23 protein-coding genes and 2 pseudogenes are annotated in these 24,121 nt (G+C 59.7%); 22 read left to right on the forward strand and 3 right to left on the reverse strand.

What is annotated here, in order from left to right:
* The first annotated feature begins 83 nt into the window (after positions 1–83).
* The 4 genes from QMK54_RS07995 (at position 84) to QMK54_RS08010 (ending at position 2,771) form a co-directional block, all read left to right on the forward strand.
* Positions 84–1,010: a CheW domain-containing protein gene (locus tag QMK54_RS07995; RefSeq protein WP_320402307.1), complete on the forward strand. Its 927-nt coding sequence runs from the start codon at positions 84–86 to the stop codon at positions 1,008–1,010.
* A gap of 73 nt (positions 1,011–1,083) precedes the next feature.
* Positions 1,084–1,569 (forward strand): chemotaxis protein CheW, encoded by a 486-nt coding sequence (locus tag QMK54_RS08000; protein WP_320402308.1) that lies wholly within the window; start codon positions 1,084–1,086, stop codon positions 1,567–1,569.
* Positions 1,570–1,962 carry a DUF2802 domain-containing protein gene (locus QMK54_RS08005; protein ID WP_110663368.1) on the forward strand — a complete coding sequence of 131 codons (393 nt, stop codon included), beginning with the start codon at positions 1,570–1,572 and terminating at the stop codon, positions 1,960–1,962.
* Between the two features lie 311 nt (positions 1,963–2,273).
* The gene (locus QMK54_RS08010; RefSeq protein ID WP_320402309.1) at positions 2,274–2,771 is read left to right on the forward strand and encodes a hypothetical protein; all 498 of its coding nucleotides are present in this window, start codon (positions 2,274–2,276) and stop codon (positions 2,769–2,771) included.
* Between the two features lie 156 nt (positions 2,772–2,927).
* Here the strand turns inward: QMK54_RS08010 and QMK54_RS08015 are convergent.
* Positions 2,928–3,055, reverse strand: a pseudogene (locus QMK54_RS08015) (flagellar biosynthesis protein FlhB); the annotation flags it as partial.
* Between the two features lie 231 nt (positions 3,056–3,286).
* Here QMK54_RS08015 and QMK54_RS08020 point away from each other — a divergent pair.
* The 7 genes and pseudogenes from QMK54_RS08020 to QMK54_RS08050 all read left to right on the forward strand — a co-directional run.
* The gene (locus QMK54_RS08020; protein WP_150673909.1) at positions 3,287–3,541 is read left to right on the forward strand and encodes a PAAR domain-containing protein; all 255 of its coding nucleotides are present in this window, start codon (positions 3,287–3,289) and stop codon (positions 3,539–3,541) included.
* Between the two features lie 9 nt (positions 3,542–3,550).
* Positions 3,551–4,630: a hypothetical protein gene (locus QMK54_RS08025; protein WP_320402310.1), complete on the forward strand. Its 1,080-nt coding sequence runs from the start codon at positions 3,551–3,553 to the stop codon at positions 4,628–4,630.
* Between the two features lie 35 nt (positions 4,631–4,665).
* A complete protein-coding gene (locus QMK54_RS08030) occupies positions 4,666–7,542 on the forward strand; it encodes a type VI secretion system Vgr family protein (RefSeq protein ID WP_320402311.1) in 2,877 nt (958 codons plus the stop codon).
* A 2-nt stretch (positions 7,543–7,544) separates the two neighbouring features.
* Positions 7,545–9,506: a phospholipase D-like domain-containing protein gene (locus QMK54_RS08035; protein ID WP_320402312.1), complete on the forward strand. Its 1,962-nt coding sequence runs from the start codon at positions 7,545–7,547 to the stop codon at positions 9,504–9,506.
* Between the two features lie 3 nt (positions 9,507–9,509).
* A complete protein-coding gene (locus tag QMK54_RS08040; RefSeq protein ID WP_320402313.1) occupies positions 9,510–10,541 on the forward strand; it encodes a DUF6396 domain-containing protein in 1,032 nt (343 codons plus the stop codon).
* Between the two features lie 80 nt (positions 10,542–10,621).
* On the forward strand, positions 10,622–11,686 hold the full coding sequence (locus QMK54_RS08045) for a DUF6396 domain-containing protein (RefSeq protein WP_320402314.1): 1,065 nt from the start codon (positions 10,622–10,624) through the stop codon (positions 11,684–11,686).
* Positions 11,687–11,724: 38 nt separating this feature from the next.
* Positions 11,725–11,799, forward strand: a pseudogene (locus QMK54_RS08050) (DUF2802 domain-containing protein); the annotation flags it as partial.
* Between the two features lie 181 nt (positions 11,800–11,980).
* Here QMK54_RS08050 and QMK54_RS08055 read toward each other — a convergent pair.
* Both QMK54_RS08055 and QMK54_RS08060 read right to left on the reverse strand, forming a co-directional pair.
* Positions 11,981–12,310, reverse strand: coding sequence for an EscU/YscU/HrcU family type III secretion system export apparatus switch protein (locus QMK54_RS08055; protein WP_150716477.1), 330 nt, complete (start codon positions 12,308–12,310; stop codon positions 11,981–11,983).
* Positions 12,307–13,881, reverse strand: a complete 1,575-nt coding sequence (locus QMK54_RS08060; RefSeq protein ID WP_320402315.1) for a flagellar hook-length control protein FliK — start codon at positions 13,879–13,881, stop codon at positions 12,307–12,309. The genes QMK54_RS08055 and QMK54_RS08060 overlap by 4 nt, the downstream gene beginning before the upstream one ends.
* A 199-nt stretch (positions 13,882–14,080) precedes the next feature.
* On the opposite strand from QMK54_RS08060, the gene ccmA reads away from it, so the two are divergent.
* The 11 genes from ccmA to phnC all read left to right on the forward strand — a co-directional run bounded on the left by ccmA (position 14,081) and on the right by phnC (position 24,104).
* The gene (gene ccmA, locus QMK54_RS08065; protein WP_110659691.1) at positions 14,081–14,716 is read left to right on the forward strand and encodes a cytochrome c biogenesis heme-transporting ATPase CcmA; all 636 of its coding nucleotides are present in this window, start codon (positions 14,081–14,083) and stop codon (positions 14,714–14,716) included.
* On the forward strand, positions 14,713–15,381 hold the full coding sequence (gene ccmB / locus QMK54_RS08070; RefSeq protein ID WP_007980754.1) for a heme exporter protein CcmB: 669 nt from the start codon (positions 14,713–14,715) through the stop codon (positions 15,379–15,381). Before ccmA ends, ccmB begins: the two co-directional genes overlap by 4 nt.
* 92 nt (positions 15,382–15,473) lie before the next feature.
* On the forward strand, positions 15,474–16,229 hold the full coding sequence (locus tag QMK54_RS08075) for a heme ABC transporter permease (protein WP_007980756.1): 756 nt from the start codon (positions 15,474–15,476) through the stop codon (positions 16,227–16,229).
* The gene (gene ccmD, locus QMK54_RS08080) at positions 16,226–16,402 is read left to right on the forward strand and encodes a heme exporter protein CcmD (protein ID WP_008055370.1); all 177 of its coding nucleotides are present in this window, start codon (positions 16,226–16,228) and stop codon (positions 16,400–16,402) included. Before QMK54_RS08075 ends, ccmD begins: the two co-directional genes overlap by 4 nt.
* Positions 16,399–16,854 (forward strand): cytochrome c maturation protein CcmE, encoded by a 456-nt coding sequence (gene ccmE / locus QMK54_RS08085; RefSeq protein ID WP_110659692.1) that lies wholly within the window; start codon positions 16,399–16,401, stop codon positions 16,852–16,854. Before ccmD ends, ccmE begins: the two co-directional genes overlap by 4 nt.
* Before the next feature lie 3 nt (positions 16,855–16,857).
* Positions 16,858–18,846 carry a heme lyase CcmF/NrfE family subunit gene (locus tag QMK54_RS08090; protein WP_223591186.1) on the forward strand — a complete coding sequence of 663 codons (1,989 nt, stop codon included), beginning with the start codon at positions 16,858–16,860 and terminating at the stop codon, positions 18,844–18,846.
* Entirely contained in the window at positions 18,843–19,379 is a 537-nt protein-coding gene (locus QMK54_RS08095) for a DsbE family thiol:disulfide interchange protein (RefSeq protein WP_320402316.1), read from the forward strand. Before QMK54_RS08090 ends, QMK54_RS08095 begins: the two co-directional genes overlap by 4 nt.
* Positions 19,376–19,849 (forward strand): cytochrome c-type biogenesis protein, encoded by a 474-nt coding sequence (locus QMK54_RS08100; RefSeq protein ID WP_223591182.1) that lies wholly within the window; start codon positions 19,376–19,378, stop codon positions 19,847–19,849. The genes QMK54_RS08095 and QMK54_RS08100 overlap by 4 nt, the downstream gene beginning before the upstream one ends.
* Positions 19,842–21,044: a c-type cytochrome biogenesis protein CcmI gene (ccmI, locus tag QMK54_RS08105; RefSeq protein ID WP_320402317.1), complete on the forward strand. Its 1,203-nt coding sequence runs from the start codon at positions 19,842–19,844 to the stop codon at positions 21,042–21,044. The genes QMK54_RS08100 and ccmI overlap by 8 nt, the downstream gene beginning before the upstream one ends.
* 15 nt (positions 21,045–21,059) lie before the next feature.
* The gene (locus tag QMK54_RS08110) at positions 21,060–21,467 is read left to right on the forward strand and encodes a hypothetical protein (RefSeq protein WP_110659696.1); all 408 of its coding nucleotides are present in this window, start codon (positions 21,060–21,062) and stop codon (positions 21,465–21,467) included.
* A 1,803-nt stretch (positions 21,468–23,270) separates the two neighbouring features.
* A complete protein-coding gene (gene phnC / locus QMK54_RS08115; protein ID WP_110662784.1) occupies positions 23,271–24,104 on the forward strand; it encodes a phosphonate ABC transporter ATP-binding protein in 834 nt (277 codons plus the stop codon).
* The last annotated feature ends 17 nt before the right edge of the window (positions 24,105–24,121 follow it).

Below are 24,121 nucleotides of genomic sequence, written 5' to 3' on the forward strand. Positions count from 1 at the left end.
GTCAACGATGACGCGGGAAACCTGACACCCCATGGCGCGCTCAGGCTCATCGCGAGCAGGCTCGCTCCTACAGGTGCGTGCGCATGAACCGCCCATTGAAGACCTCCTCGCGCCCGCAACTGGCGTTGCAGTCCTACCTGGACAGCCTGCTGCAGGAAGTGACTGAAGAGTTGACGCTGCCCCTGGAGGCAGTGGCCGAGGAGATCACCGCCGAAACCGTGCTGGACGAGTTCCAGGCAGCGGTGCTCGAAGAACAGGCCCGGGATGCCGCCGCGACTGTAACGGCCGCCCCGGCACGGGCATCGGTTACGCCAGTGGTCAAGGCGGTTATCGAAGCGCCGGCACCCGTCATGGCGCCGGTCTCGACCATCGCGCCGTTGCTGCAGGCCCTGGTGCCGCCCCCGGTCGAGGTACAGCCCGCCGTCGTCGAGGTACAGCAGACGCTGGTTCCGCCCGTCGTCGAAGTGCACCTGCCACCGAGCAACACGCCGCCACCGGTGGAGTCCGACGGTCGTCCATCCTGGGCTGCCGAACCGTTCGAGTGCCTGCTGTTCGATGTCGCCGGTTTGACCCTGGCAGTGCCACTGGTGTGCCTGGGGTCGATCTATTCCCTGGCCGGTCACGAGCTGACGCCGCTGTTCGGCCAACCCGAATGGTTCCTGGGCATCCTGCCGAGCCAGGCCGGCAACCTCAAGGTGCTCGATACCGCGCGTTGGGTCATGCCCGATCGCTACCGCGACGATTTCAAGCAGGGCCTGCAATACGTGATTTCGGTGCAAGGCTACGAGTGGGGGCTGGCGGTGCATCAGGTCAGCCGCTCGTTGCGCCTGGACCCGAATGAAATCAAATGGAGAAGTCATCGAGGTCAGCGGCCATGGCTCGCCGGCACGGTGATTGAGCACATGTGCGCCTTGCTCGACGTCGCCTCGTTGGCGGAGTTGATCGCCAGTGGCGGGGCAAAGCACATGTCCGGCAGCAAGCTGAACCACAAACCGACAAACGTTAAATAAACAACAGGCGACGGCACTCGATGGCGTTGCACGGAACACACACCGCTAGGGCGGTTTCTTGAGGGGTCAGGGTATGAATGATAAGGCGACGACGGCAAAGGGTTCCGAAGATCCGATCCTGCAATGGGTCACCTTCAAGCTGGACAACGAGACCTACGGCATCAACGTGATGCGCGTCCAGGAAGTCCTGCGCTACACCGAAATCGCCCCGGTCCCGGGTGCGCCGAGTTACGTGCTGGGCATCATCAACCTGCGCGGCAACGTCGTCACCGTGATCGACACCCGCCAGCGCTTCGGCCTGATGAATGCCGAGATCAGCGACAACACCCGTATCGTCATCATCGAAGCCGACAAGCAAGTGGTCGGGATCATGGTCGACAGCGTGGCCGAAGTGGTTTACCTGCGTCAGTCGGAAATCGAAACCGCGCCGAACGTGGGTAATGAAGAGTCCGCCAAGTTCATTCAAGGCGTGTGCAACAAGAACAACGAATTGCTCATCCTGGTCGAGCTGGACAAGATGATGAGCGAAGAAGAATGGTCGGAACTGGAGAGTATCTGATTGATTCTCGAGGTTGCGGTCATTGTCCTGTTCCTGTTTTGGGCAGGTACGCTGGCAATGTTCCTGGCGTACATTCGCGCCCAGAAGCAGATCGCCGTGCAACAGGCCAAGGGTGATGCGCTGCGTGACCAGCGCATCAAGGACCTGGGCAAACGCGTCGACGACTACCAGAACGGCAACGTGCGCATGGGCGAAGACCTGCATGAATTGCGGGCGATCGTTGCGCCATTGCCGGACAAACTCGCTCAGCTGGAACAACGCGACCCCTCGAGCCTGTCGTTCGCCCAGGCGGCGCGACTGGTCGGGATGGGCGCCAGCGTCAACGAACTGACCCAGTCCTGTGGCTTGACCCAGGCTGAGGCGGAGTTGATGAGCAAGTTGCACAAGAACTGAGTGTTGCTATCCGGCTGAAATCGCCTTCGTCGGAACGCCGCCCGGAGCAAGCCCGCTCCCACATTGGGTCCTCTGTGAACACAAATTTTGTGTACGACATTGATCCAGTGTGGGAGCGGGCTTGCTCGCGAAGGCGTCCTCGAATGCGCAGCAATCTTCCTCGCGATCCGACGCATTCCTCTCTATCCTCAGACCGGGACTACGCCTTCGTAGTCTCCAGCCTATAACACTCTCAGACTCCACCGTCTTGAGCTCGCAGCCAGCGATCAGTAGTTTGAACCACTCAAACCTATACAGTGCCAGGAAGGCTTATGATCGACATTTTGCGTGGTACACCGCTGTGGGTTTATGCGGTGTTTTTTATTCTGAGTTACTACGGTGTCATCGCCTGTTTCAGGAACCACGTATCGAAAAGGTCATTGCAGATATCCCCGGTGATATTCGTGGCTCTGTCCCTCGCATCGCTCAATCCCTCCCAGGACATTGCAATCCAGCTTTCAACCTATGCGTCGGGATTACTCGCGGGGTGGTTGCTGGCACAGCGTTTTTTCTCGTACAACAATCTGCAGTGCGAAGGGAAATATCTGGTTCTACCCGGTACGATCAAGATACTGATTGTGTATTGGGGCTTTTTTGCCTGGCGTTATTACGAAGGTTACCAGGCGGCCATGTATCCGGAACTGGCCAATGAAATGTCGACGGTTGCCGGAGCGGCGCTCGGGGCGGGGCTCATCAATGGCCTGATTGTCGGTCGCAGTTTCAAGCTATTGCATTTTTTCAAGTTTGAACACGTCACGCGCCGGAGTTGATGAGCAAGTTGCGCAAGAACTGAGTTTTTGCGGTTTTTTGAGATTGCCTTCGCGAGCAAGCCCGCTCCCACACTGGATCAATGTCGCACACAAAATTTGTGTTCGCGAAGGCCCAAATGTGGGAGCGGGCTTGCTCGCGAAGGCGTCCTCAAAAGCTCAGTAATCATCCCCGCGCTCGGTAACATCCTTCTCCACCATCAACGCATCCGGATCCTGCCCAGCCGGAAACTTCCCCTTCACCTTCGACACACACACGTAATGATCTCGGCGATCGAGAGATAAAGCCCCCATCCACGTCCGCAATCCCAGTACATCCATTTTCGCGAACAGGCGCTTCGAGATCTCGGGCAGGGTCGCCCCTGGGATACGACCTACGTGGTCCTAGGAATTGGACTACTTGATTTGAGGAAAGGGCTGACTTGAGACGGTCGGCTTCCGTCCGTACCGTGCGGTGCCTGTATTTGCTCTTGGTTTTGGGCTGATGTCCTGCACATGTTCAAACACGGAAATTCACCATGCGCCCCATCATCGTAATCGACGACCCGACCTCTGATGGAGGGCGGGTGTGTGAAGGATCGCCCTGGACGGATATCAACGGTCTCGCGGTTGCGAGAGTCGGAGATCGAGTCTTGTGTCCGCACGGGGAATGCATGATCGAAAGTGGTGATGAAACACTGCTGGTCGATGACAGGGCGGTTGCTCGTGACGGTGACCTGACTTCCTGCGGTGCAAGGCTGATCGCTACGCAAAAGGACACTGGCCTTCTCTAAGGAACAGAGATGGAATATCGAACAAGTATCTACGATCGGATCTCCGAACGACGGTTGGCGGCGCAGGAGGCGCAACGTCTGGCGGACGCGTTATTTTCCACGGGGGATTTCGCCTCCAGCTGCGTCAGCATTGCACGGGCCTGGGTCTGGCTACCTTGCGGCCCCTATGACGCACCGTTGCCAGTGAGCGAACTGGCAAGGATGCGTAGCAACTTCTCTCATGACCCACGCCTGCTTGATGCGCGCGGACTGCGGCGGCCCATTCGCCGTCTCGCCACTCCCGCCGCGGGATGGCCAGCAGTCGAGGCGCTTGGGCGTTCCAGTGAAATCCTGCAGGGCGCCCTGAAAAAATGGGCGTCGACAATGCGGGACTCAATCGACTGGTCGAACACCCAGGTTGTGTTGTTTGTTCCAGATGCTGTCGGCGCGATGGACTGGATTGATCGAGCCGAGGGCCTGTGGCCTCGGGAGCTGATGCCGCTACATGGTTTTGACCTGCAGACCCAAGCCCCGGGGCAGTGGTTGCTCGAGGTCCTTGGTCGCAGTGCCGGGCCGCAGTACCTGTTGTGCCTGAGTCTGGACACATGGGTCTGCAAGGAGCAGGCGTCGTGTTGCGCACCTGATGAGATGGCTGGCGAAGCGGTCAGCGCGGTGTTGCTGCGTCGTCAGCCAAAGCTGACGGACCCGCAGACCGCCAACGCTCTGAAACTGTTTGCGCCGATCCAGCTGGATCACCCGGCGCGCACTTCCCAGGCGCGTACCGACACGCAAACCCTCGAGCTGTTGATGGCAAAACTGTGCAAGCTCACGGCCATCGATCCGGCGCGAGTCAGCGTGCTGATCGGAGAGGGCGCACTCGGTGACAACCGTCTCACTCAGCTCGGCGAATATGCCCGGAAATTCTTGCCTGGGCTGGACCTCGATCATCAGGTTCGCCTCAACACACTCAGCGCCCGGTTCGGGCCTGTGACCGAGCAATGGGTGCAAATCGGCCTCGCCTGGCTGACTGCAACCGCTAAACCTGGCTGCGCAGTATGGATACTGGATCGCAGGTTGTCCGACCAGACCCGGGGCTGGCTGATCGGCTGAAGCCTCATGCATTTGTGAAACAGGGAGTTTGAACGGTGAATTCAATCACAGACACGGCATTGGCTTCGTTTGTCCAGCCATTGAGCCAGGCCGGACGCCTGTTGCAACTGACGACGCCCCAAGGGCAGGAGCTGTTCGCGCTGCGAGCCCATGCCCGGGAGCGGCTGGGCCGGGTGCCTCGCTACACGGTTGACGTGATCAACCAGGCGACGGTGTTCGACCCCGAACAACTGATTGGTCAGGCGGTCCAACTGAGCATCAAGCTGGACGACGGCAGTTTGAGCCCAAGGCATGGCTGGGTGGAAAGCGTGCGCTACCTGGGAAGTGACGGCGGTCTGGACGATTGGCAACTGGTCTTCGCTCCCTGGTTCAGCCTGCTGGAATACCGTGTGGATTGCAGGATCTGGCAGGAGGTGAGCCTTCCCGACATCCTCGCCCAGGTGTTCCAGCACTACAGCCAGGCGCGTGGCGCGTACCGCTTCGAACTGTCACGGGAATATCCGCTGCTGTCCTACGTCACCCAGTTCAACGAGACCGATGCCCATTTCGTGCAGCGCTGGTGCGAACAGGAAGGTTTGTTCTGGTACGTGGAACACGCGCTTGATAGCCACTGCATCGTCTTCACTGACAGCGCCATGCTTTTACCGACCTTGAACCCATCTGCCTTGCGTTTTCATACGCAACAGGCCGCTGACCGGCAAGACAGCATTACTCAATGGAGCCCCGGAGCCCGATTGCTCAATGGCCTGGTGCAATCAAGCAGCAGCGACTACCTCTGTCATGCCCGATCACAAATCACCCGAACCCCGGCGCTGCCAGCATCTTCGGCGCCACCAGACCTCGAGCGTTATCAATACCGTGGGCAATATGCCTGGCAAAACCCGGACCGTGGCGACTGGCTGAGCCGCGTGCAGATTGAGCAGGACGAATCGGCTGCCAGACGCATCCATGGGCAAGGTGGCGTGCGCCAGATGCAACCGGGTCATGGTTTCGAGCTGACCCAACATCCGTTGTATGAATCCAGGACGCCCAAGGAACGCCAGTTCCTGATCATCGCGGTCGAGTTTTTTGCCCAGAGCAACCTGCCGGTCGGCACGCAGCGAGCAAGCCCGCCCGGTAGCCTGAAAGCGCTTTTCGAATCCGAGCAGCGTCAGTCGATGCACGAAGTGGATAGCGAAGGCTTTTACCTGAACCGCTTCGAGACCCAGCGACTGGACATTGCTTATCGCAGCCCTTTCGTTCATGCCAAACCGGCCAACCCCGGCCCGCAGACCGCCGTCGTCGTGGCCCCGAGCGGTCGCGAGGTCTTTACCGACCAGCTCAACCGTATCTGCGTACGTTTTCATTGGGACCGTCTGCTCAAGGATGGCGAACTGGGCTCATGCTGGCTGCGCATGATGCAGGCCAGCAGTGGCGAGGGCTGGGGCAGCGTGAACGTGCCTCGCTCGGGGGAAGAGGTCGTGGTGACGTTCCTCGACAACGACATCGACCGCCCCCTGGTGATGGGGCAGGTCTATGGCGGACACAAGCCCGCCTGGCACTCAAGCGGGTTGATGAGCGGTTACAAGAGCCAGGAGATCAAAGGACTTGGTTACAACCAGTGGGTGATGGACGACTCCACCGGCCAGATACGGACCCAGATCCACAGCAGCCATGGCCACAGCCAGTTGAACCTCGGTTATCTAATCGACCAGCAGGGCAATCAGCGTGGCGCCCTGCGGGGTACAGGTTTTGAGTTGCGCACCGATGCCTACGGTGCCTTGCGCGCGCAGCAGGGTTTGTATCTCAGCACCTGGCCACGCACCAAAGCGCAAGGCGGCCAGGTCGATGTCGAGGAAGCCCGCACGCAACTGATAAACGCCCAGGAGCGGGTCAAGGCATTGTCCGAGGCCGCTCGCCAGCACAATGCCCTGCCGATGCAGGGAAGTGTCGACAGCCTCGGTCAACTTGATGTCGATACTCGGCTGGACTATGGCAGTGAAGGCAAACACCTCACCGGCAATCAACGACAACCACGCAATGGCGGTGACACCGATGCGGCGATCAGCAGTGGTGGCCGTGGCCGCACGGCGGGCTTTCACAAGCCGCTATTGATCGCCTCAGCGCCTGCCGACATCGTCACCGCGACGCCGCAAAATACCCACATTCATAGCGGCAAGCAGTTGACCTTGTCGAGCGGAGAAGACATCAACCTTGCCAGCGGCCAGTCATTGCTGGCCAGTGTTGCTCAAAGCATCAGCCTGTTCGCCAAGGCAGCGGGCGCCAAGCTGTTCGCGGCCAAAGGCAAGATTGAAATACAGGCACAGAGCGATGCCATCGAGCTCACCGCCCAGGACAGCGTGCGTATCACTTCGACCGGGCGTTCCGTCGAAATTGCCGCTCAGGATGAAATTCTGCTGACCAGCGGCGGCGCTTACATTCGCATCAAGGACGGCAACATCGACATCCATGCGCCTGGCACCGTTGATGTAAGGGGCGTGAAAAAGTCCTTCAGGGGCCCGGCACAACTCAACCGCGACAACCCGGCGTGGCCAACGGGCTCGGTCAGTCAGACGCTGGCATTGGCGGTCGGGCAAAGCAGCGCCGCAGGTTTTCAGCCGTGGGCGGGCATGCCTTACACACTCTTTGCCGATGGGGTTCAGGCCGCAAAAGGTGTCATGGATACCAGTGGCCGGATTGCCGTCGACCACCACGTCACCACCCGCCGTTATCACATCGAACTGGCCAACGGCGTCAGCTACGAGGTGCCGGTGGGCGGCGCTTACCTGGGAGAGCCGGGCAATGCCCAACGGGCCAACCAGGGTTTCCACCGTCATGAGCAACAACCTCGACCGGGCGATACGCCGCCAGACAGCTCCAGCGGGTTCCGCCAGACCTATGCCCAATTGAACACTGCAGAACCGGAGGCTTGAAGATGACCACACCCACGATCACAGTCCCGATCGCCACGAGCAAGACCACCTCCTGCCAGCTCAACCTGCCGTGGTTCGTACAGTGCACCGAATACGTCCCGGCGCCCGCCACCTTCGAGCCGCTGGTGAATGGCGAGCGCGCCTTCAGCTCGGTGTATGACGCCATCTCGGCCGCCAAAACCAGCGTGGAAATCATCTGTTGGGGGTTTCAGCCGTCGATGTACTTCAAGCGCGGCGATACCGGTTCGCTGTGCATCGGCGATCTGTTGATCAAGAAAGCCCTTGAAGGCGTTCAAGTCCGAATCCTGTGTTGGTACGACACGTTGCGCCTCGCCCAGACCTCGGAAAACCCGACGCCCGGTGACAACGTCACCAACTGGTTCGGCAAGTACAAGCAGAACCGCAACGACGTACAAATCGAATATGACAAGATGTGGTATCGCCAGATCCGGCTGGCCTACACGGGCGCCGAAACCGGCCCCATCGAGCTGGGCCAGCGTTTCTTTCGCCTGATGCGATGGGGCAATGACCCCTCTCTGAGCATCAAGAACATCGAATTCGTCACTCGCGACTTCGGCCTGCTGGATCGTGCAGAAATTGCCTGGCGCCTGACCTTGAAGGCACTGGACAAGGATCGCGACACGACCAACAAAGTCATGAGTTCGGTGGCCATGGTTGCCGAGCCGAGCCACCACCAGAAAATGGTGCTGGTGGACTACGAGCAACCGGAGGTCGCCGTCGGGTTCGTGATGGGGCACAACACGCTGGATGCCTATTGGGACAATGATGATCACAGCCATGTGCGACACCATGCGCAGTTCGGACGCAACGGCGAAACGCCCCGGCAGGATATTTCCAGCCGAGTGAGCGGTCCGGTGCTTGAGTTCTTGAACGACAACTTCTGCGCCGCCTGGAAAAAAGAAACCCGCGTCGACCTGCTCGGCCCTCGTCAACACCTCGCCGGACAACTGCGCCTGCGCCCAGGCTACGGCCCTCCCGTCATGGCGCAGATACTCAGGACCCAAAGCCAGGAAAACATCCGTGACATCGAGAAGGTCTACCTGAAGGCCGTCAACAACACGACCCGATTCATCTACATCGAGAACCAGTACTTTCGCTGGCCACCGCTGGCGGACAAGATCAAGAGCGTCGTGCAAAACCTTCTCAAAGGCGGGCGCGATCTTGAAAAAGACGGGCCGCTGTACCTGTTCGTCGTGACCAACTCCTCCAGCGAAGCCATGGGCGATGGCTCGGTCAATACTTTCCGCATGTTGAAGCAGTTGGGCCGCCCGGAGTTGATGCCGGGTGTCGCCAGGGCCGAACGGCGTGACGGTCTACAGGCCGAACTTGACCAAGCCAAGCTGGCCGAGCGCCTGGCTTCCATCAATGCGCGCATTTTCAAGGATCAACGCGATACCGAGCATGACCCGGCGGCGGCTCGGTACTACGAAACCTTGAAAGACAAGCGGGAACGCGCACGCGCCAGGGTTGCGCAGCTTGAAAAAGAGTTTCCCCAGCAAGACCAGGCCGTCATATCACCCACGGAAATTCCCGGCCTGAAAGTGCACATTTGTACCCTGGTGGCACCTGATTCCCCGCCTGAAAACTGGATGGATGTGTATGTGCACAGCAAGTTGATGATCGTCGATGACGTGTTCACCACGCTGGGTTCCGCGAACATCAATACGCGCAGTATGCAGGTGGACAGTGAGTTGAATATTTGTATTGAGGATCCTGCGGTGACGAGGCCGTTGAGGGAGCATTTGTTTGGGGTGCATACGGGGGACAAAACCATTGGCGCTGACATGGCTGAGATATTTAAAAAATGGAATGAGATTCTTGTAGAAAATAACGCCCGAAGATTGCAAGGTCTGCAAAGAGAAACTGTGATGACTTCAACGTCGCCGGTTGCATCATTGGTTGAGTTTCTACAAGAGAGTCCTGTCAGGAAGAATTTGGACTAAGTAATGAAAAAAATAGTTCTCGTTTCATTGTTGTGTTTTTTTGTGTTGGCTTGTTCAAAAAAGGAAGAAAGGATGCCCGAATCTTCGCAAACAGACTTTGCCTACAGCAGATTGAAATTTAAGTGCGTATATGAGCGTGATTCGTTACCGGCGTTGAATCAGGATGCGGACATTCTCTATAGGTATGGCCTTTACCTGGAAAAGCGAAAAGGACAAAAGGATTACGACGAGATAGCCCGCTACTATCGTATCGCGGCAGCCCACGACCACTACAAGGCCGCGACCAATTTGCAATTTATGCTGTCAACCGGACAATCCCGCTCTCCTGACGCCAGTAAAGAGGTCATCGATCTAGCCGAATACTACGTTGCTCAAGGCATTCCTGGGGCTTATTACGATATGGCGCATTACCTAGAGTTGGGCTATGGCGTCAAACAGGATGTCGCGGCCTCTAGGGCTTACTTTCGTCGGTCGGCTGACTTGGGGAATCCGGACGCTCAGTATTACATAGGCAGACTACTGTCATATGTACCAAATACGGCCGATATTATACAGGCGATGTACAAGTGTGCGATGGAACAAGGTAATAGATTGGCGGGAAGATATTATTCAAGCTACTCGAAAGTCACCGGGAATTATCAAGAGGCGCTACGCGGCTACCAGACAGCTACCCGAAATGGCGACGATCTGAGTGCGTATAGTCTCGCTAATGCATTCAAAGGACCACCTGCTTCCAATGAACTAAACTATCTGGCTTTACAGCAAGATGACGAGCGCGTCGATCGATACAATAAAATCAGCGACTTCCTGACGCGACACGAACACCTCGGGGCAAAAATGCCCGACCTGGATGACATCGTCCCGCTCCCACCTGCGACCCTCCCTGAGTGGGACGGTACCTTCCAATGGAAACGAGAGCGTGATTCGGCTGTTCCCATCGTTCCATCAGTAGAGCTGATCGAAAAACTAAGCGTTGAAAAGGGACTTGATCCCGCCACGGGCTTGCCGCTGCCAAAACCCACCGGGAATACCTGACCGTTATCGTCGGGGGAGCGAGTTGGGCAGTTCGGAGGACGTGAATAGATGGGGGGATTCATTAATTATCGAGTGAAATTATGCCGGGATATTTAATAAGCAAACGGATGGGGGCGAGTAGGCCGCTGCTGGCATTGTTCGGTCTCTTGATGATCACGGCCTGCTCAAAAGAAGAAGAGCAGATGCCTGATGCCGCATCGGTGGACTTTGCCTACAGTAGACTCGAGTTTAAGTGCGCATATGAGCGCGATTCGTTGCCTGTATTGAATCAGGATGCGGACGTCCTATACCGGTATGGTCTTTACCTGGAAAAGAGTAAAGGGCAGAAGGATTACGACGAAATAGCCCGCTACTATCGTATCGCGGCTGCACACGATCATTATAAGGCCGCGACCAATCTGCAATTCCTGCTGTCAACCGGACAAGCCCGCTCTCCTGACGCGAGTAAAGAGGTCATCGATCTGGCCGAATTTTATATTGCTCAAGGTATCCCGGGGGCTTATTACGATATGGCGCATTACCTGGAGTTGGGTTATGGAGTCAAACAGGATGTCGCGGCCTCCAGAGCCTATTTTCGGCGAGCGGCCGATTTGGGGAATCCGGACGCCCAATACTACATAGGCAGGCTTCTATCCTATGTACCCAATACGGCCGAAACCATGCTGGCGATGTACAAGTGTGCGATGGAACAAGGTAATCACTCGGCGGGAAGAAATTACGCAATTTATTCGCAAGGTTCAGAGCTATACCAAGAAGCTCTACAAGGCTTTCAAATAGCAATTCGCAATGGCGATGACAGCAGTGCTAGTCAACTGGCGAGTGCCTTCGAAGGGCCGCCAGCGTCCGATGAACTGTACTACCTGGCTGTTAAGCAAGATGGCGAGCGCGTTGATCGATACAATAAAATCAGCGACTTCCTGACGCGACACGAACATCTCGGGGCAAAAATGCCCGATCTGGATGACATCGTCCCACTCCCACCTGCGACCCTCCCCGAGTGGGACGGTACCTTCCAATGGAAACGAGAGCGTGACTCGGCTGTTCCCATCGTTCCATCAGCAGAGCTGATCGAGAAACTCAGCGCCGAAAAGGGACTTGATCCCGCCACGGGTTTGCCGCTGCCAAAAACCGCCGGGAACCTCTAATTAATGCTGTTCCTGCAATAACTGCACGTGATGGTCGGGATGGGCTGACCCAGTCCTGCGACTTGACCCAGGCTGAGGCGGAGTTGATGAGCAAGCTTCACAAGAGCAGCTAGAAACCTGTAGGAGCGAGCCTGCTCGCGATGGACGTTAACGATGACGCGGGTTTCCTGAAGAAACGCGGTGCTCATACCTCCATCGCGAGCAGGCTCGCTCCTACAGTGGTTCTATGCCGGGCACAAAATCACTGCAGACACCTGTGGGAGCGAGCTTGCTCGCGATGGCGCCCTTGAAATTTCAGTAGTCATCCCCGCGTTCGGTGACGTCCTTCTCCACCATCAACGCATCCGGCCCCATCCCCGCCGGAAACTTCCCCTTCAAACTCCACGCAAACGCAATGATCTCCGCAATCGTCAGATAGAGCTCCTGCGGAATGCTGTCCCCCAGCTCCATCCTCGCCAACAACCTCACCAGTTCGGCATTTTCGTAGATCGGCACTTCGCAGTCGCGGGCGATGCGCAGGATTTCTTCCGCCAGCTCTTCGTCGCCCTTGGCGGTGAGGGTGGGGGCGTGGGTGCCGTCGTATTTGAGGGCGATGGCCTGGCGTGGGGCGTTGGGGTTTTTCATGCGGTTTCGTCGACCCAGCGTTGTTCGAGGCGGGTTTGCGGGCCTTGGGGTGGTGTGCCGAGGTGGCAGTCCAGGTCGCCGACGTTGAGGCCGGCGGTCAGCAGGCGGTTACGCAGGCCGGCCAGATTGCTTTCGATCAGGCTGGCGGTGTACGGCCGCTCGGCCCAGAGCTGGCTGGAGAGGCTGCCCTTGATCAGTTGCGCCTGAATTTGCAGCGGTCCCAAAGGCTCCATGGCGAAGGCCAGTTCCACGCGCCACAACTGCTGCTTGGGTTCGCGTTCTTCGCGACGCTCCTTTGGCGGTTGTTTTTCGGGGGCGTCCTCACGCTGGAACTTGACCTGCAGTGGCACGATGTCTTGCAGATTGCGCATCGGGATTTCCAGCTGCCAGGTGCTCATCAGCCGTCCGTCGGCAGTAACGCCGGTTTGTTCCAGGCTCGACAGCTGATGGCTTTGCAGGCGTGAAACCGCGGCGGCGGCCAGGCGCAGCAGGTGTTCGAGGTCGCCTTCACCCTCGGCGCTTTGCAGCTGGCGTTCGGGCAGCGGGAAACTGCTCGGCGACGGTTTGGCACTGACCTGGCCGAGCATGCCCAGGGCATTGCGGACAAAATTCGGCATGGCCTGGGCCAGGGTATTGGCGGCGATGATCGCGCCGAGGCTGGTGTGGGCCGGCAAGCCCTGGCTCAATTGCGCGACCAGCTTGAGCAAATTGCCTTTCATGTCCGGTGCGAGCGCCGGGTTCTGCCCGCTCAGCAGTTTGCTTTCGAGGAACGCACCGCTGCTGGCCAGGGCCAATGCCAGGCCCTTGGGGGTGCTCAGTTGCTGGACATCCGGCAGGCCGGCGAGCAGGCGGGCAGCGACGCTACGCAGTTCGGCGGAGGTCTGGTCCGAGGCCGGAAGGTTCTGCAGGAGCTTGAGCAAGCCATCCAGCGAGCCTTGGCGGCTTTGCTGGTCGACCAGTTGCTGGGTCACCGCCAATTGTTCCTGGCGGCTGCTCAGGGGCACGAACTTCACGGTCTGGGTGTCCTGCACCTGGGCGCTCAGCAAGGTGCCGATACGCAATGGCTGCGGACTGTCGATGCTCAGGGTGCTGCCGCTCAGTGCGGTATTGAGCAGGCCCACCATCGAGCGAAACACCATGGGTTGGCCGGGTACCTGCGGCAGCACTTGCGAGGTCAGCACTTTGCCCTGCAGCAGGGAGCCCACGGGCAGTTGCGCGGTGTCGATTCTAGTGAGGGTGGCGACGCTGGAGGCGATAGCCTGCTGCACCGTCACGGCCAGGTTGCCGGCCGAGGGTTGGCTGACGAGCAGCGTCGTGCCCTGGGCCAGCGGTTGATTGCTGGTGGTCTGCACCGTGGTCTGGCGGCCGCTGTCGAGGGTGACCTTGAGCAGCATCTGGAAAGTCTGATCCGCCTGCTTGAGCGACAACACTTCGGCCTGGGCGGTTTGACCGACGCTGATCAGCCCCTCCACCGGTGTCAGCAATTTGAGCAACTCACCGCTGACCACCTGCGGGCGTGACGTCGCCGGGATGGTTTGCGGTAGCGGGAGGATGTTCATTTCGCCTGTCATACGCGGTCACAACCTGAGGAAAATGCACTCTTTAGAGTAAGGCCTGGCATGTATAATGCCGCGCCGTTGTATCCAAAAATGGCGAAAACTTTGCAAATGTTTGACGCAGCTCTCTAGAACAAGACGTCATTGCATCTATGCTGCATCTCTTTAACGGCCGCGTCAGTGCCGACTTGAACCGTATAAGGCCCATGAACCCTTGACCAGTCCTGTCCTGCAAACCGTTGCCCTTGCCTGTGAGCGAGACCTTCGGCTGCTCTTCGAAAATCTCGATTTGAGACTGGCCAGTGGCGAAATGGTGCAAATCAGTGGTCCCAACGGCAGTGGCAAGACCAGCCTGCTGCGCCTGCTCTCGGGGCTGATGCAGCCGACCGCCGGTCAGGTGCTGCTCAACGGCCAGCCGCTGAACGAACAACGCTTTGAGCTGGCGCGCAACCTGCTGTGGATCGGCCACGCGGCCGGGATCAAGGATTTGCTGACACCGGAAGAGAACCTGAGCTGGCTATGTGCCTTGCATCATCCGGCGACCCATGAGGCGATCTGGCAGGCGCTGGCCGCGGTCGGGCTGCGCGGGTTCGAGGATGTTCCTTGTCATACGTTGTCCGCTGGTCAGCAGCGCCGCGTCGCACTCGCGCGACTGTATCTGGACAGCCCGCCGCTGTGGATCCTCGATGAGCCCTTTACCGCCCTCGACAAGCAGGGCGTGGCTCAACTCGAAGAACACCTGGCTGGCCACTGTGAGCGCGGTGGCATGGTGGTGTTGACCACTCATCACACGCTGAGCCGGATGCCGGCCGGTTATCGCGACATCGATCTGGGGAGCTGGGCCGTATGAGTGTTTTCGGCCTGCTGGTCGCCCGCGAGGCTCGTCTGCTGTTCCGTCGTCCGGCGGAGTTGGCCAATCCACTCGTATTCTTCGCCATCGTGGTATCCCTGTTCCCGCTGGCGGTCGGCCCCGAGTCTCAATTGTTGCAAACCTTGTCTCCGGGACTGGTCTGGGTCGCGGCACTTTTATCGGTTCTGCTCTCGCTGGACGGGCTTTTCCGCAGTGATTTCGAAGACGGTTCGCTTGAACAGTGGGTCCTTTCGCCGCACCCCCTGGCTCTTCTGGTATTGGCCAAAGTGCTGGCACACTGGGCTTTTTCCGGCCTGGCACTGGTTTTGCTCGCGCCTTTACTGGCGTTGATGCTCGGCCTGCCTGCCGCCTGTCTGCCGGTGTTGCTGCTTTCGTTGCTGCTCGGTACACCGGTACTGAGCTTGCTCGGTGCGGTGGGTGCGGCACTGACCGTGGGCTTGAAGCGCGGTGGCCTGTTACTGGCACTGCTGATTCTGCCGCTGTACATCCCGGTGTTGATCCTTGGCAGTGGCGCCTTGCAGGCTGCCTTGCAGGGCATGCCGGCGACCGGTTATCTCCTGTGGCTTGGTAGCCTGACCGCCCTGGCGATAACCCTGACACCTTTTGCAATAGCTGCTGGCCTGAAGATCAGCGTCGGCGAATAATAATGAGGCCTGGTTAAAAATTAACCACTCTTTTTGAAAAAAAGCAGGCCCTGGCTCTTCACAGTAAAGAGCAACCGTGACGGAAACAGAGTATGAACTGGACGTGGTTTCACAAGCTTGGCTCGCCCAAATGGTTTTACGGCATCAGCGGCAAAATGCTGCCCTGGCTGAGCGTCGCGGCGTTGCTGCTGATCAGCGTTGGCGTGGTCTGGGGCCTGGCCTTCGCGCCGCCGGACTACCAGCAGGGCAACAGTTTTCGCATCATCTACATCCACGTCCCGGCCGCGATGCTGGCGCAGTCCATCTACGTGATGCTGGCGGTGTGCGGCATCGTCGGGCTGGTATGGAAGATGAAACTGGCCGACGTCGCCCTGCAATGCGCGGCGCCCATTGGTGCCTGGATGACCGCCGTGGCGTTGGTCACCGGCGCGATCTGGGGCAAGCCGACCTGGGGCTCGTGGTGGGTCTGGGATGCACGCCTTACGTCCATGTTGATTCTGCTATTCCTGTACTTCGGTCTCATTGCGCTGGGCAACGCCATCAGCAATCGTGACAGCGCGGCCAAGGCTTGCGCGGTGCTGGCGATCGTCGGCGTGATCAACATCCCGATCATCAAGTACTCGGTGGAGTGGTGGAACACCCTGCACCAGGGCGCGACCTTCACCCTCACCGAAAAACCGGCGATGCCCGCCGAAATGTGGCTGCCACTGCTGCTGACGGCGTTGGGGTTCTACTGTTTCTTCGGCGCGGTCCTGCTGCTGCGCATGCGTCTTGAAGTGCTCAAGCGCGAAGCCCGGGCCAGTTGGGTCAAGGCCGAAGTGGAAAACAGCCTGGAGGTTGCTCGATGAGTTTTGCTTCATTCGGCGACTTCCTCGCCATGGGTCATCATGGCCTGTATGTCTGGTCAGCCTATGGCATCTGCCTGGCGGTATTGGCCCTCAACGTGGCGGCGCCGATCCTGGCCCGCAAGCGGTATCTGCAACAAGAGGCGCGTCGTTTGCGCCGGGAGAACGGCAAGTGAATCCGCTGCGCAAAAAGCGTCTTATCATCATTCTCGCAATCCTGGTCGGGGTCGGTGCTGCCGTCGGCCTGGCCCTGAGCGCCCTGCAGCAGAACATCAATCTGTTTTACACACCAACGCAGATCGCCAACGGTGAAGCGCCACAAGACACGCGCATTCGTGCTGGCGGCATGGTCGAGAAGGGCTCGCTGGAGCGTTCCGGCGACTCCCTGGACGTGAAGTTCGTCGTCACCGACTTCAACAAATCCGTGACCATCACCTATCGCGGCATCCTTCCGGACCTGTTCCGCGAAGGGCAGGGCATCGTCGCCCTTGGCAAGATCAATGCCGATGGCGTGGTGGTGGCCGATGAAGTGCTGGCCAAGCACGACGAGAAGTACATGCCGCCGGAAGTGACCAAGGCGTTGAAAGACAGCGGTCAATCGGCTCCAACGCCCGCGAAGGAGGGTTGATCCATGACATCCGGCATCTTTATTCCCGAGTTGGGTCATCTGGCGATGATCCTGGCCCTGTGCTTCGCCCTGGCCCAGGCCGTGGTGCCATTGCTCGGCGCCTGGCGCGGTGACCGCCTGTGGATGAGCCTGGCCCAGCCGGCCGCGTGGGGGCAGTTCACCTTCCTGGTGTTTGCCTTCGGTTGCCTGACCTACGCCTTCATGGTCGATGACTTCTCCGTGGCCTATGTGGCCAACAACTCCAACAGTGCCTTGCCGTGGTACTACAAGTTCAGCGCCGTGTGGGGGGCCCACGAAGGTTCCCTGCTGTTATGGGCCTTGATCCTCGGCGGCTGGACCTTCGCGGTGTCGGTGTTCTCCCGGCAGTTGCCGCAGGTCATGCTGGCCCGCGTTCTGGCGGTGATGGGCATGATCAGCACCGGTTTTCTGCTGTTCCTGATCATGACGTCCAACCCGTTCAAGCGCATCCTGCCGCAAATGCCCAGCGACGGTGCCGACCTCAACCCGCTGCTGCAAGACATCGGCCTGATCGTGCACCCGCCGATGCTGTATATGGGCTACGTCGGATTCTCGGTGGCCTTCGCCTTCGCCATCGCCGCGCTGATGGGCGGTCGCCTGGATGCCGCGTGGGCGCGCTGGTCGCGTCCATGGACTATCGTCGCCTGGGCGTTCCTCGGCATTGGCATCACCCTGGGTTCGTGGTGGGCCTACTACGAACTCGGCTGGGGTGGCTGGTGGTTCTGGGACCCGGTGGAAAACGCCTCGTTCATGCCATGGCTGGTGGGCACCGCACTGATTCACTCGTTGGCGGTCACGGAAAAACGTGGCGTGTTCAAGAGCTGGACCGTGTTGCTGGCCATCGCCGCGTTCTCCTTGAGCCTGCTGGGCACCTTCCTCGTGCGTTCCGGCGTGCTGACCTCGGTGCACGCCTTTGCGTCCGACCCGGAGCGCGGGGTGTTCATCCTGATTTTCCTGTTGTTCGTGGTCGGTGGTTCGCTGACGCTGTTCGCCCTGCGCGCTCCAGTGGTCAAGAGTCAGGTCGGCTTCAACCTCTGGTCCCGGGAAACCCTGCTGCTGGGCAACAACCTGGTGCTGGTGGTGGCCGCGTCGATGATCCTGCTCGGCACCCTGTATCCGCTGATTCTGGACGCCATGACCGGCGCCAAGCTGTCGGTCGGCCCGCCGTACTTCAACGCGCTGTTCATTCCGTTGATGGCATTGCTGATGGTGGTGATGGCAGTCGGCATGATCGTGCGCTGGAAAGACACCCCGGTGAAATGGCTGGTGAGCATGCTCACCCCGGTATTGCTTGGCAGCGCCGCGATGGCCGTAGTGGCCGGCGTCGCCTACGGCGATTTCAACTGGGCCGTGCTCGCGACCTTCATGCTCGCCGCCTGGGTGTTGCTGGCCGGTGTGCGTGACATCTTCGACAAGACCCGCCACAAGGGCCTGATCAAAGGTTTGCCGACCCTGACCCGCAGCTACTGGGGCATGCAGGTTGCGCACCTGGGCATTGCCGTGTGTGCGCTGGGCGTGGTGCTGTCGAGCCAGAACAGTGCCGAGCGCGACCTGCGCCTGGCGCCGGGCGAGTCCATGGACCTGGCCGGCTACCACTTCATCTTCGAAGGCGCCAAGCACTTCGAAGGTCCGAACTTCACGTCCGACAAGGGCACCGTCCGAGTGATCCGCAACGGCAAGGAAGTCAGCGTGCTGCACCCGGAAAAACGCCTGTACACCGTGCAGAACTCGGTGATGACCGAAGCGGGTATCGACGCCGGTTTCACCCGCGACCTCTATGTCGCCCTCGGTGAACCGTTGGGCAATGGCGCCTGGGCCGTGCGCGTGCACGTCAAGCCGTTCGTGCGCTGGATCTGGTTCGGCGGGCTGTTGACCGGTCTCGGTGGGCTGCTGGCAGCACTGGATCGACGTTATCGGGTCAAGGTGAAATCCAAGGTGCGTGAAGCACTGGGCATGTCGGGAGCCACTGCATGAAGCGTTGGTTGATGTTGTTGCCACTGGCGATTTTTCTGGTGGTCGCTGTATTCCTTTACCGTGGGTTGTACCTGGATCCGGCTGAGCTGCCTTCGGCCATGATCAACAAGCCGTTCCCGGAGTTTTCCCTGTCGTCGGTGCAGGGCGACAAGACCCTGACCCGCGCGGACATCCTCGGCAAACCGGCGCTGGTCAACGTCTGGGGCACCTGGTGCATTTCCTGCCGGGTCGAGCACCCGGTGCTGAACAAGCTGGCCCAGGAAGGCGTGGTGATCTACGGCATCAACTACAAGGACACCAACGCCGATGCCTTGAAGTGGCTGACGGACTTCCACAACCCGTATGTACTGGACATTCGTGACGACGAAGGCTCGCTGGGCCTCAACCTCGGTGTGTACGGCGCGCCGGAAACCTTCTTCATCGACGCCAAGGGCATCATCCGCGACAAGTTCGTCGGCGTGATCGATGAGCAGGTCTGGCGCGAAAAACTGGCGGGCAAGTACCAGGCGCTGGTCGATGAGGCCAAGCCATGAAGCGCTGGATAGCTGCCGCTGTTCTGGGCTTGAGCCTGGCGGGCGTGGCCCACGCCGCGATCGACACTTACGAGTTCGCCAAGGAAGGTGATCGCGAACGCTTTCGCGAGCTGACCAAGGAACTGCGCTGCCCCAAGTGTCAGAATCAGGACATCGCCGATTCCAACGCACCGATTGCCGCCGACCTGCGCAAAGAGATTTTCCGCATGCTCGGCGAGGGCAAGGACAACCAGCAGATCATCGATTTCATGGTCGACCGCTACGGTGATTTCGTCCGCTACAAACCGGCCCTGAACGCCAAGACCGCCTTGCTCTGGTTCGGCCCCGCCGGCCTGCTGCTGGGTGGTGTCGTGATCATCGCGGTGATCGTCCGCCGTCGTCGCGTGCAACGCGCCGACACCCCGGGCTCGCTGTCTGCCGAGGAGCGCTCGCGCCTCGACCAACTGTTGGATAAAACCAAGAATGATTGATTTCTGGCTCGCTGCAGGTCTGCTGCTTCTGGTTGCCCTGAGTTTTCTGTTGATCCCGGTTCTGCGCAGCCGCCGCGCCCAGCGCGAAGAGGATCGTACCGCCCTGAACGTCGCGCTTTATCAGGAGCGTGTGGCTGAGTTGCAGACTCAGCAGGAAGAGGGCGTGCTCGATGCGACGCAAATGGACGCCGGTCGTGCCGAAGCCGCTCGTGAGTTGCTGGCTGACACCGAGGGCGTCGAAGCGCCGCGGGTGTCGCGTCTGGGCAAACCCTTGCCGTTGCTGGCGGCCGTTCTGGTGCCGGTGCTGGGCCTGGGGCTGTACATGCATTACGGCGCCAGCGACAAGGTCGAACTGACCCGTGAGTTCTCCCAGGCACCCAAGTCGATGGAAGAGATGACCCAGCGCCTGGAGCGTGTGGTCGCCGCTCAACCGGATTCCGCCGAAGGCATGTACTTCCTCGGTCGCACCTACATGGCTCAGGATCGCCCGGCGGATGCGGCGAAGATGTTCGAACGCACGGTGAACCTGGCCGGTCGTCAGCCCGAGTTGCTCGGTCAATGGGCCCAGGCCCAGTACTTCGCTGATGGCAAGAAGTGGTCGGACAAGGTCCAGGCCCTGACCGACGAAGCGCTCAAGGCCGATCCGAAGGAAGTCACCAGCCTCGGCCTGCTCGGCATCGCCGCGTTTGAAGGCGAACGCTATCAGGACGCTATCGACTATTGGAATCGCCTGCTGGCGCAACTGCCGCCGGACGACCAGTCCCGTGAGGCGTTGCAAGGCGGGATCACCCGGGCCACGGAGAAGCTGGTGGCCAGTGGCGGCAAGGTTGCGCAAGCACCGGCGGCCAAGGCCTCGGCCGTCCTCAAGGTCAACGTCGATCTGGCTGCGGATTTGAAAGCCAAGGTTCAGCCGGGTGATAGCGTGTTCATTTTCGCCCGTGCGATGTCCGGCCCGCCGGCCCCGCTGGCGGTCAAGCGCATGACAGTGGCGGACTTGCCGGTGACTGTCGAACTGGGCGATGCCGACGCGATGATGCCGCAATTGAAACTGTCGAACTTCCCTGAAGTCCAACTGGTTGCGCGCATTTCCCGTGCTGGCAAACCGACCGCCGGCGAGTGGATCGGTCGCAGCCAGCCCCTGGCCAGCAGCACCACCGCGCCGCAAACACTGATCATCGACAGCCCGGACAAATAACAGGAAAACGCAATCATGACCGCATTCGCTCGTATCACCCTGCTCAGCGTCGTTATGGGGTTAAGTGCTTGTGCGGTCCAGCAGCCGACGGAGCATCAGGCACCGCCACCGTTTCCGCCGTCGCAGCCGAGTCCCACGCCATCGACGTCGCCTGTGCCAAGTAAACCGAGCATTCCGGCCAAACCCTCCAAGCCGTTGCCACGCACCTCAGCCAGCTTCGCGCCGCCACCTGGGGGGAATAGCCATTGGGACCAGAAGCTTGGGGTGTATGTGTTGGATGACCAGCCCAATACCTTTTATCGCCAGCGTACCTATTACCGCTGGGATAACGGCTGGAGCCGGTCGATCAGTCCTAACGGGCCGTGGGAAGATACTGATATTCACGGAGTGCCGGGGGGGCTGGGGCGGCAATTCGGGCAGTGAGGTAACAAGGCGACTTTCGGGTCGCCTTTTTTGTGCCTGCTGAATAATTTGGCTCAGCCGCAATTCCTGTAGGAGTTGGCTTGCCAGCGATGGCGGCCTTCGGGCCGGCCAGGTTCTTGGGTGATTGAGTACATATCCGTTTCTGCGGTAACGGCGGCTTATGGTTTCGCCCTTACGGCGAGTCCCTTTTGGCAAACGCCCCAAAAGGAACCAAAAGGTCACGCCCCTGGCGTACGGCCCCTCGCTTAGGCTCGGGGTTCCTTCGCTCCGGTATTCATCCGGGGGCATCGCCCTCCGGTTGGCTTCGCTGGCACCTACATGCGATGAGTTCGACTGCGTCGAACGGCGCTGCGCGCCAATCCCCGGATGAACACCTCCACTCAGCCTTCCGAGGGGGCGGGTGGATCAAGATCAAGAGCTGCAGGCGAGCTAACGCTCGGCCTGATGAGTGGTGAGGAGCGTGGGTGTACGCCGATTTGCCTTTGCTCTTCTGTGGGAGTGGGCTTGCTCGCGAAGACGGCCTGACAGCCGACCAATCTCTCCCAGATGTACTCAATCCCTGTAGGAGCTGGCTTGCGGGCGATGGCGGTGTGTCAGCCCACATCAATATTGGGTGTGCCGGCCTCTTCGCGGGCAAACCCGCTCCCACAGGTTTGATGTCGTTCAAAAAATTGTGTTTGACGCAAATACTGTGAGGGTGGGCTTGCTCGCGAAGACGGCCTGACAGCCGACCAATCTCTCCCAGATGTACTCAATCCCTGTAGGAGCTGGCTTGCCAGCGATGGCGGTGTGTCAGCCCACATCAATATTGGATGTGCCGGCCTCTTCGCGGGCAAACCCGCTCCCACAGGTTTTGATGTCGTTCAAAAAATTGTGTTTGACGCAAATCCTGTGAGGGTGGGCTTGCTCGCGAAGACGGCCTGACAGCCGACCAATCTCTCCCAGATGTACTCAATCCCTGTAGGAGCTGGCTTGCCAGCGATGGCGGTGTGTCAGCCCACATCAATATTGGATGTGCCGGCCTCTTCGCGGGCAAGCCCGCTCCCACAGGTTTGATGTCGTTCAAAAAATTGTGTTTGACGCAAATACTTTGAGGGTGGGCTTGCTCGCGAAGACGGCCTGACAGCCGACCAATCTCTCCCAGATGTACTCAATCCCTGTAGGAGCTGGCTTGCCGGCGATGGCGGTGTGTCAGGTACAGCGGGGTTGGCTGAAGTGGCGCCATCGCCGGCAAGCCAGCTCCTACGGGGGAGGCGTGTACAACCTCACGATCAGGCCGGCCGGTAGGCCGCCTCGCTTTGGCTTTTGCGGTGCACGCCCCCTCGAGAGGCCGAGAGGAGGTTCTGCGCAGTGGGCAACCCGGCATGGATGCCGGGTTAGTCGCCCCCGGCCATGGATGGCCGATGGCGGCGGGCCCACGGAGCAGGACCGGAGCGAGGGCATGCCGAGCCTAGGCGAGGCACCGAACGAAAGGGGCAAGAGCCCTTTGGTTACTTTGGGGCTTTTCCAAAGTGACCCGCCGTAAGGGCGGAACCCTAAGTGGCCGTGACCGCAGCAACGGATATGTACACCAACAAAATCCTCATCGCCTGACACAAAGCCTTCGCGAGCAAGCCCGCTCCCACAAACAATGGCTACAACCGCGATCAAATGCGGAAACCTCCAGCTCAACCTTTCACAAAACCTTCATCAAATAGCCCATCCAGTGACATGTGCAAGTCATAGGGCTGACATGCCCGGTGCCTAAAGTCTGTTGAACCCAAATGCAGCCATGGATGGCTGTTCAACCAGACAGAGAAGCCCATGAACGCAGCTATCCATGTCGATCATCTGAACAAGACCTTTGCGCGTAAAACCGCACTGGTCGACCTCGAACTGACCATCGCGGCCGGTGAGATGGTCGCGCTGATCGGCGCGTCCGGCTCCGGCAAGTCCACCTTGCTGCGCCATCTCGCGGGCCTGGCCTGCTGCGATCGCAACAACGGCGGCAGTGTCAGGGTGCTGGGACGCGAGGTGCAGGCATCCGGCCGATTGAATGGCAAGGTGCGCCGCCTGCGCGCCGACATCGGCTACATCTTCCAGCAGTTCAACCTGGTCAACCGCTTGAGTGTGCTCGACAACGTGCTGCTCGGCTGCCTGGGGCGCATGCCGCGCTGGCGCGGTAACTTGAGTCTGTTCAATGCCGAGGAAAAGCAGTTCGCCATGGAGTCCCTGGACCGTGTCGGCCTGGCTGACCTGGCGGCGCAACGGGCCTCGACCCTGTCCGGTGGTCAGCAACAGCGCGTGGCGATTGCCCGTGCGTTGACCCAGCGGGCCGAGGTGATTCTGGCGGACGAGCCGATTGCCTCCCTCGACCCGGAGTCGGCACGCAAGGTCATGGAGATCCTCGCCGACATCAATCGCCGCGACGGCAAGACGGTGGTGGTGACCCTGCATCAAGTCGACTACGCCACCCGCTATTGCCCGCGCGCCGTGGCGCTCAAGGCCGGGCGGATTCATTTCGATGGCCCCGGCTCTGAGTTGAGCGGCCAGTTCCTCAACGATTTGTACGGTGCCGACATCGACACCAGCCTCATGTGTTCCGAGTCTTCCCGTCACAGCGAAGCGGCGCCGCGACTGGCGCTGGCGCGCGCGTGATCAACCTCGAACTCCCC

The organism is Pseudomonas sp. P5_109, from assembly GCF_034009455.1.
In the GTDB taxonomy this organism is placed as follows: Bacteria; Pseudomonadota; Gammaproteobacteria; order Pseudomonadales; family Pseudomonadaceae; genus Aquipseudomonas.

What these genes read in the sequence shown, in the direction of transcription:
- QMK54_RS07995 (WP_320402307.1), top strand. Translation starts at nt 84, where the DNA reads ATGAACCGCCCATTGAAGACCTCCTCGCGCCCGCAACTGGCGTTGCAG.
- QMK54_RS08000 (WP_320402308.1), top strand. Translation starts at nt 1,084, where the DNA reads ATGAATGATAAGGCGACGACGGCAAAGGGTTCCGAAGATCCGATCCTG.
- QMK54_RS08010 (WP_320402309.1), top strand. Translation starts at nt 2,274, where the DNA reads ATGATCGACATTTTGCGTGGTACACCGCTGTGGGTTTATGCGGTGTTT.
- QMK54_RS08020 (WP_150673909.1), top strand. Translation starts at nt 3,287, where the DNA reads ATGCGCCCCATCATCGTAATCGACGACCCGACCTCTGATGGAGGGCGG.
- QMK54_RS08025 (WP_320402310.1), top strand. Translation starts at nt 3,551, where the DNA reads ATGGAATATCGAACAAGTATCTACGATCGGATCTCCGAACGACGGTTG.
- QMK54_RS08035 (WP_320402312.1), top strand. Translation starts at nt 7,545, where the DNA reads ATGACCACACCCACGATCACAGTCCCGATCGCCACGAGCAAGACCACC.
- QMK54_RS08040 (WP_320402313.1), top strand. Translation starts at nt 9,510, where the DNA reads ATGAAAAAAATAGTTCTCGTTTCATTGTTGTGTTTTTTTGTGTTGGCT.
- QMK54_RS08045 (WP_320402314.1), top strand. Translation starts at nt 10,622, where the DNA reads ATGCCGGGATATTTAATAAGCAAACGGATGGGGGCGAGTAGGCCGCTG.
- QMK54_RS08055 (WP_150716477.1), bottom strand. Translation starts at nt 12,310, where the DNA reads ATGAAAAACCCCAACGCCCCACGCCAGGCCATCGCCCTCAAATACGAC.
- QMK54_RS08060 (WP_320402315.1), bottom strand. Translation starts at nt 13,881, where the DNA reads ATGACAGGCGAAATGAACATCCTCCCGCTACCGCAAACCATCCCGGCG.
- ccmB (WP_007980754.1), top strand. Translation starts at nt 14,713, where the DNA reads ATGAGTGTTTTCGGCCTGCTGGTCGCCCGCGAGGCTCGTCTGCTGTTC.
- QMK54_RS08075 (WP_007980756.1), top strand. Translation starts at nt 15,474, where the DNA reads ATGAACTGGACGTGGTTTCACAAGCTTGGCTCGCCCAAATGGTTTTAC.
- ccmD (WP_008055370.1), top strand. Translation starts at nt 16,226, where the DNA reads ATGAGTTTTGCTTCATTCGGCGACTTCCTCGCCATGGGTCATCATGGC.
- QMK54_RS08090 (WP_223591186.1), top strand. Translation starts at nt 16,858, where the DNA reads ATGACATCCGGCATCTTTATTCCCGAGTTGGGTCATCTGGCGATGATC.
- QMK54_RS08095 (WP_320402316.1), top strand. Translation starts at nt 18,843, where the DNA reads ATGAAGCGTTGGTTGATGTTGTTGCCACTGGCGATTTTTCTGGTGGTC.
- QMK54_RS08100 (WP_223591182.1), top strand. Translation starts at nt 19,376, where the DNA reads ATGAAGCGCTGGATAGCTGCCGCTGTTCTGGGCTTGAGCCTGGCGGGC.
- ccmI (WP_320402317.1), top strand. Translation starts at nt 19,842, where the DNA reads ATGATTGATTTCTGGCTCGCTGCAGGTCTGCTGCTTCTGGTTGCCCTG.
- QMK54_RS08110 (WP_110659696.1), top strand. Translation starts at nt 21,060, where the DNA reads ATGACCGCATTCGCTCGTATCACCCTGCTCAGCGTCGTTATGGGGTTA.
- phnC (WP_110662784.1), top strand. Translation starts at nt 23,271, where the DNA reads ATGAACGCAGCTATCCATGTCGATCATCTGAACAAGACCTTTGCGCGT.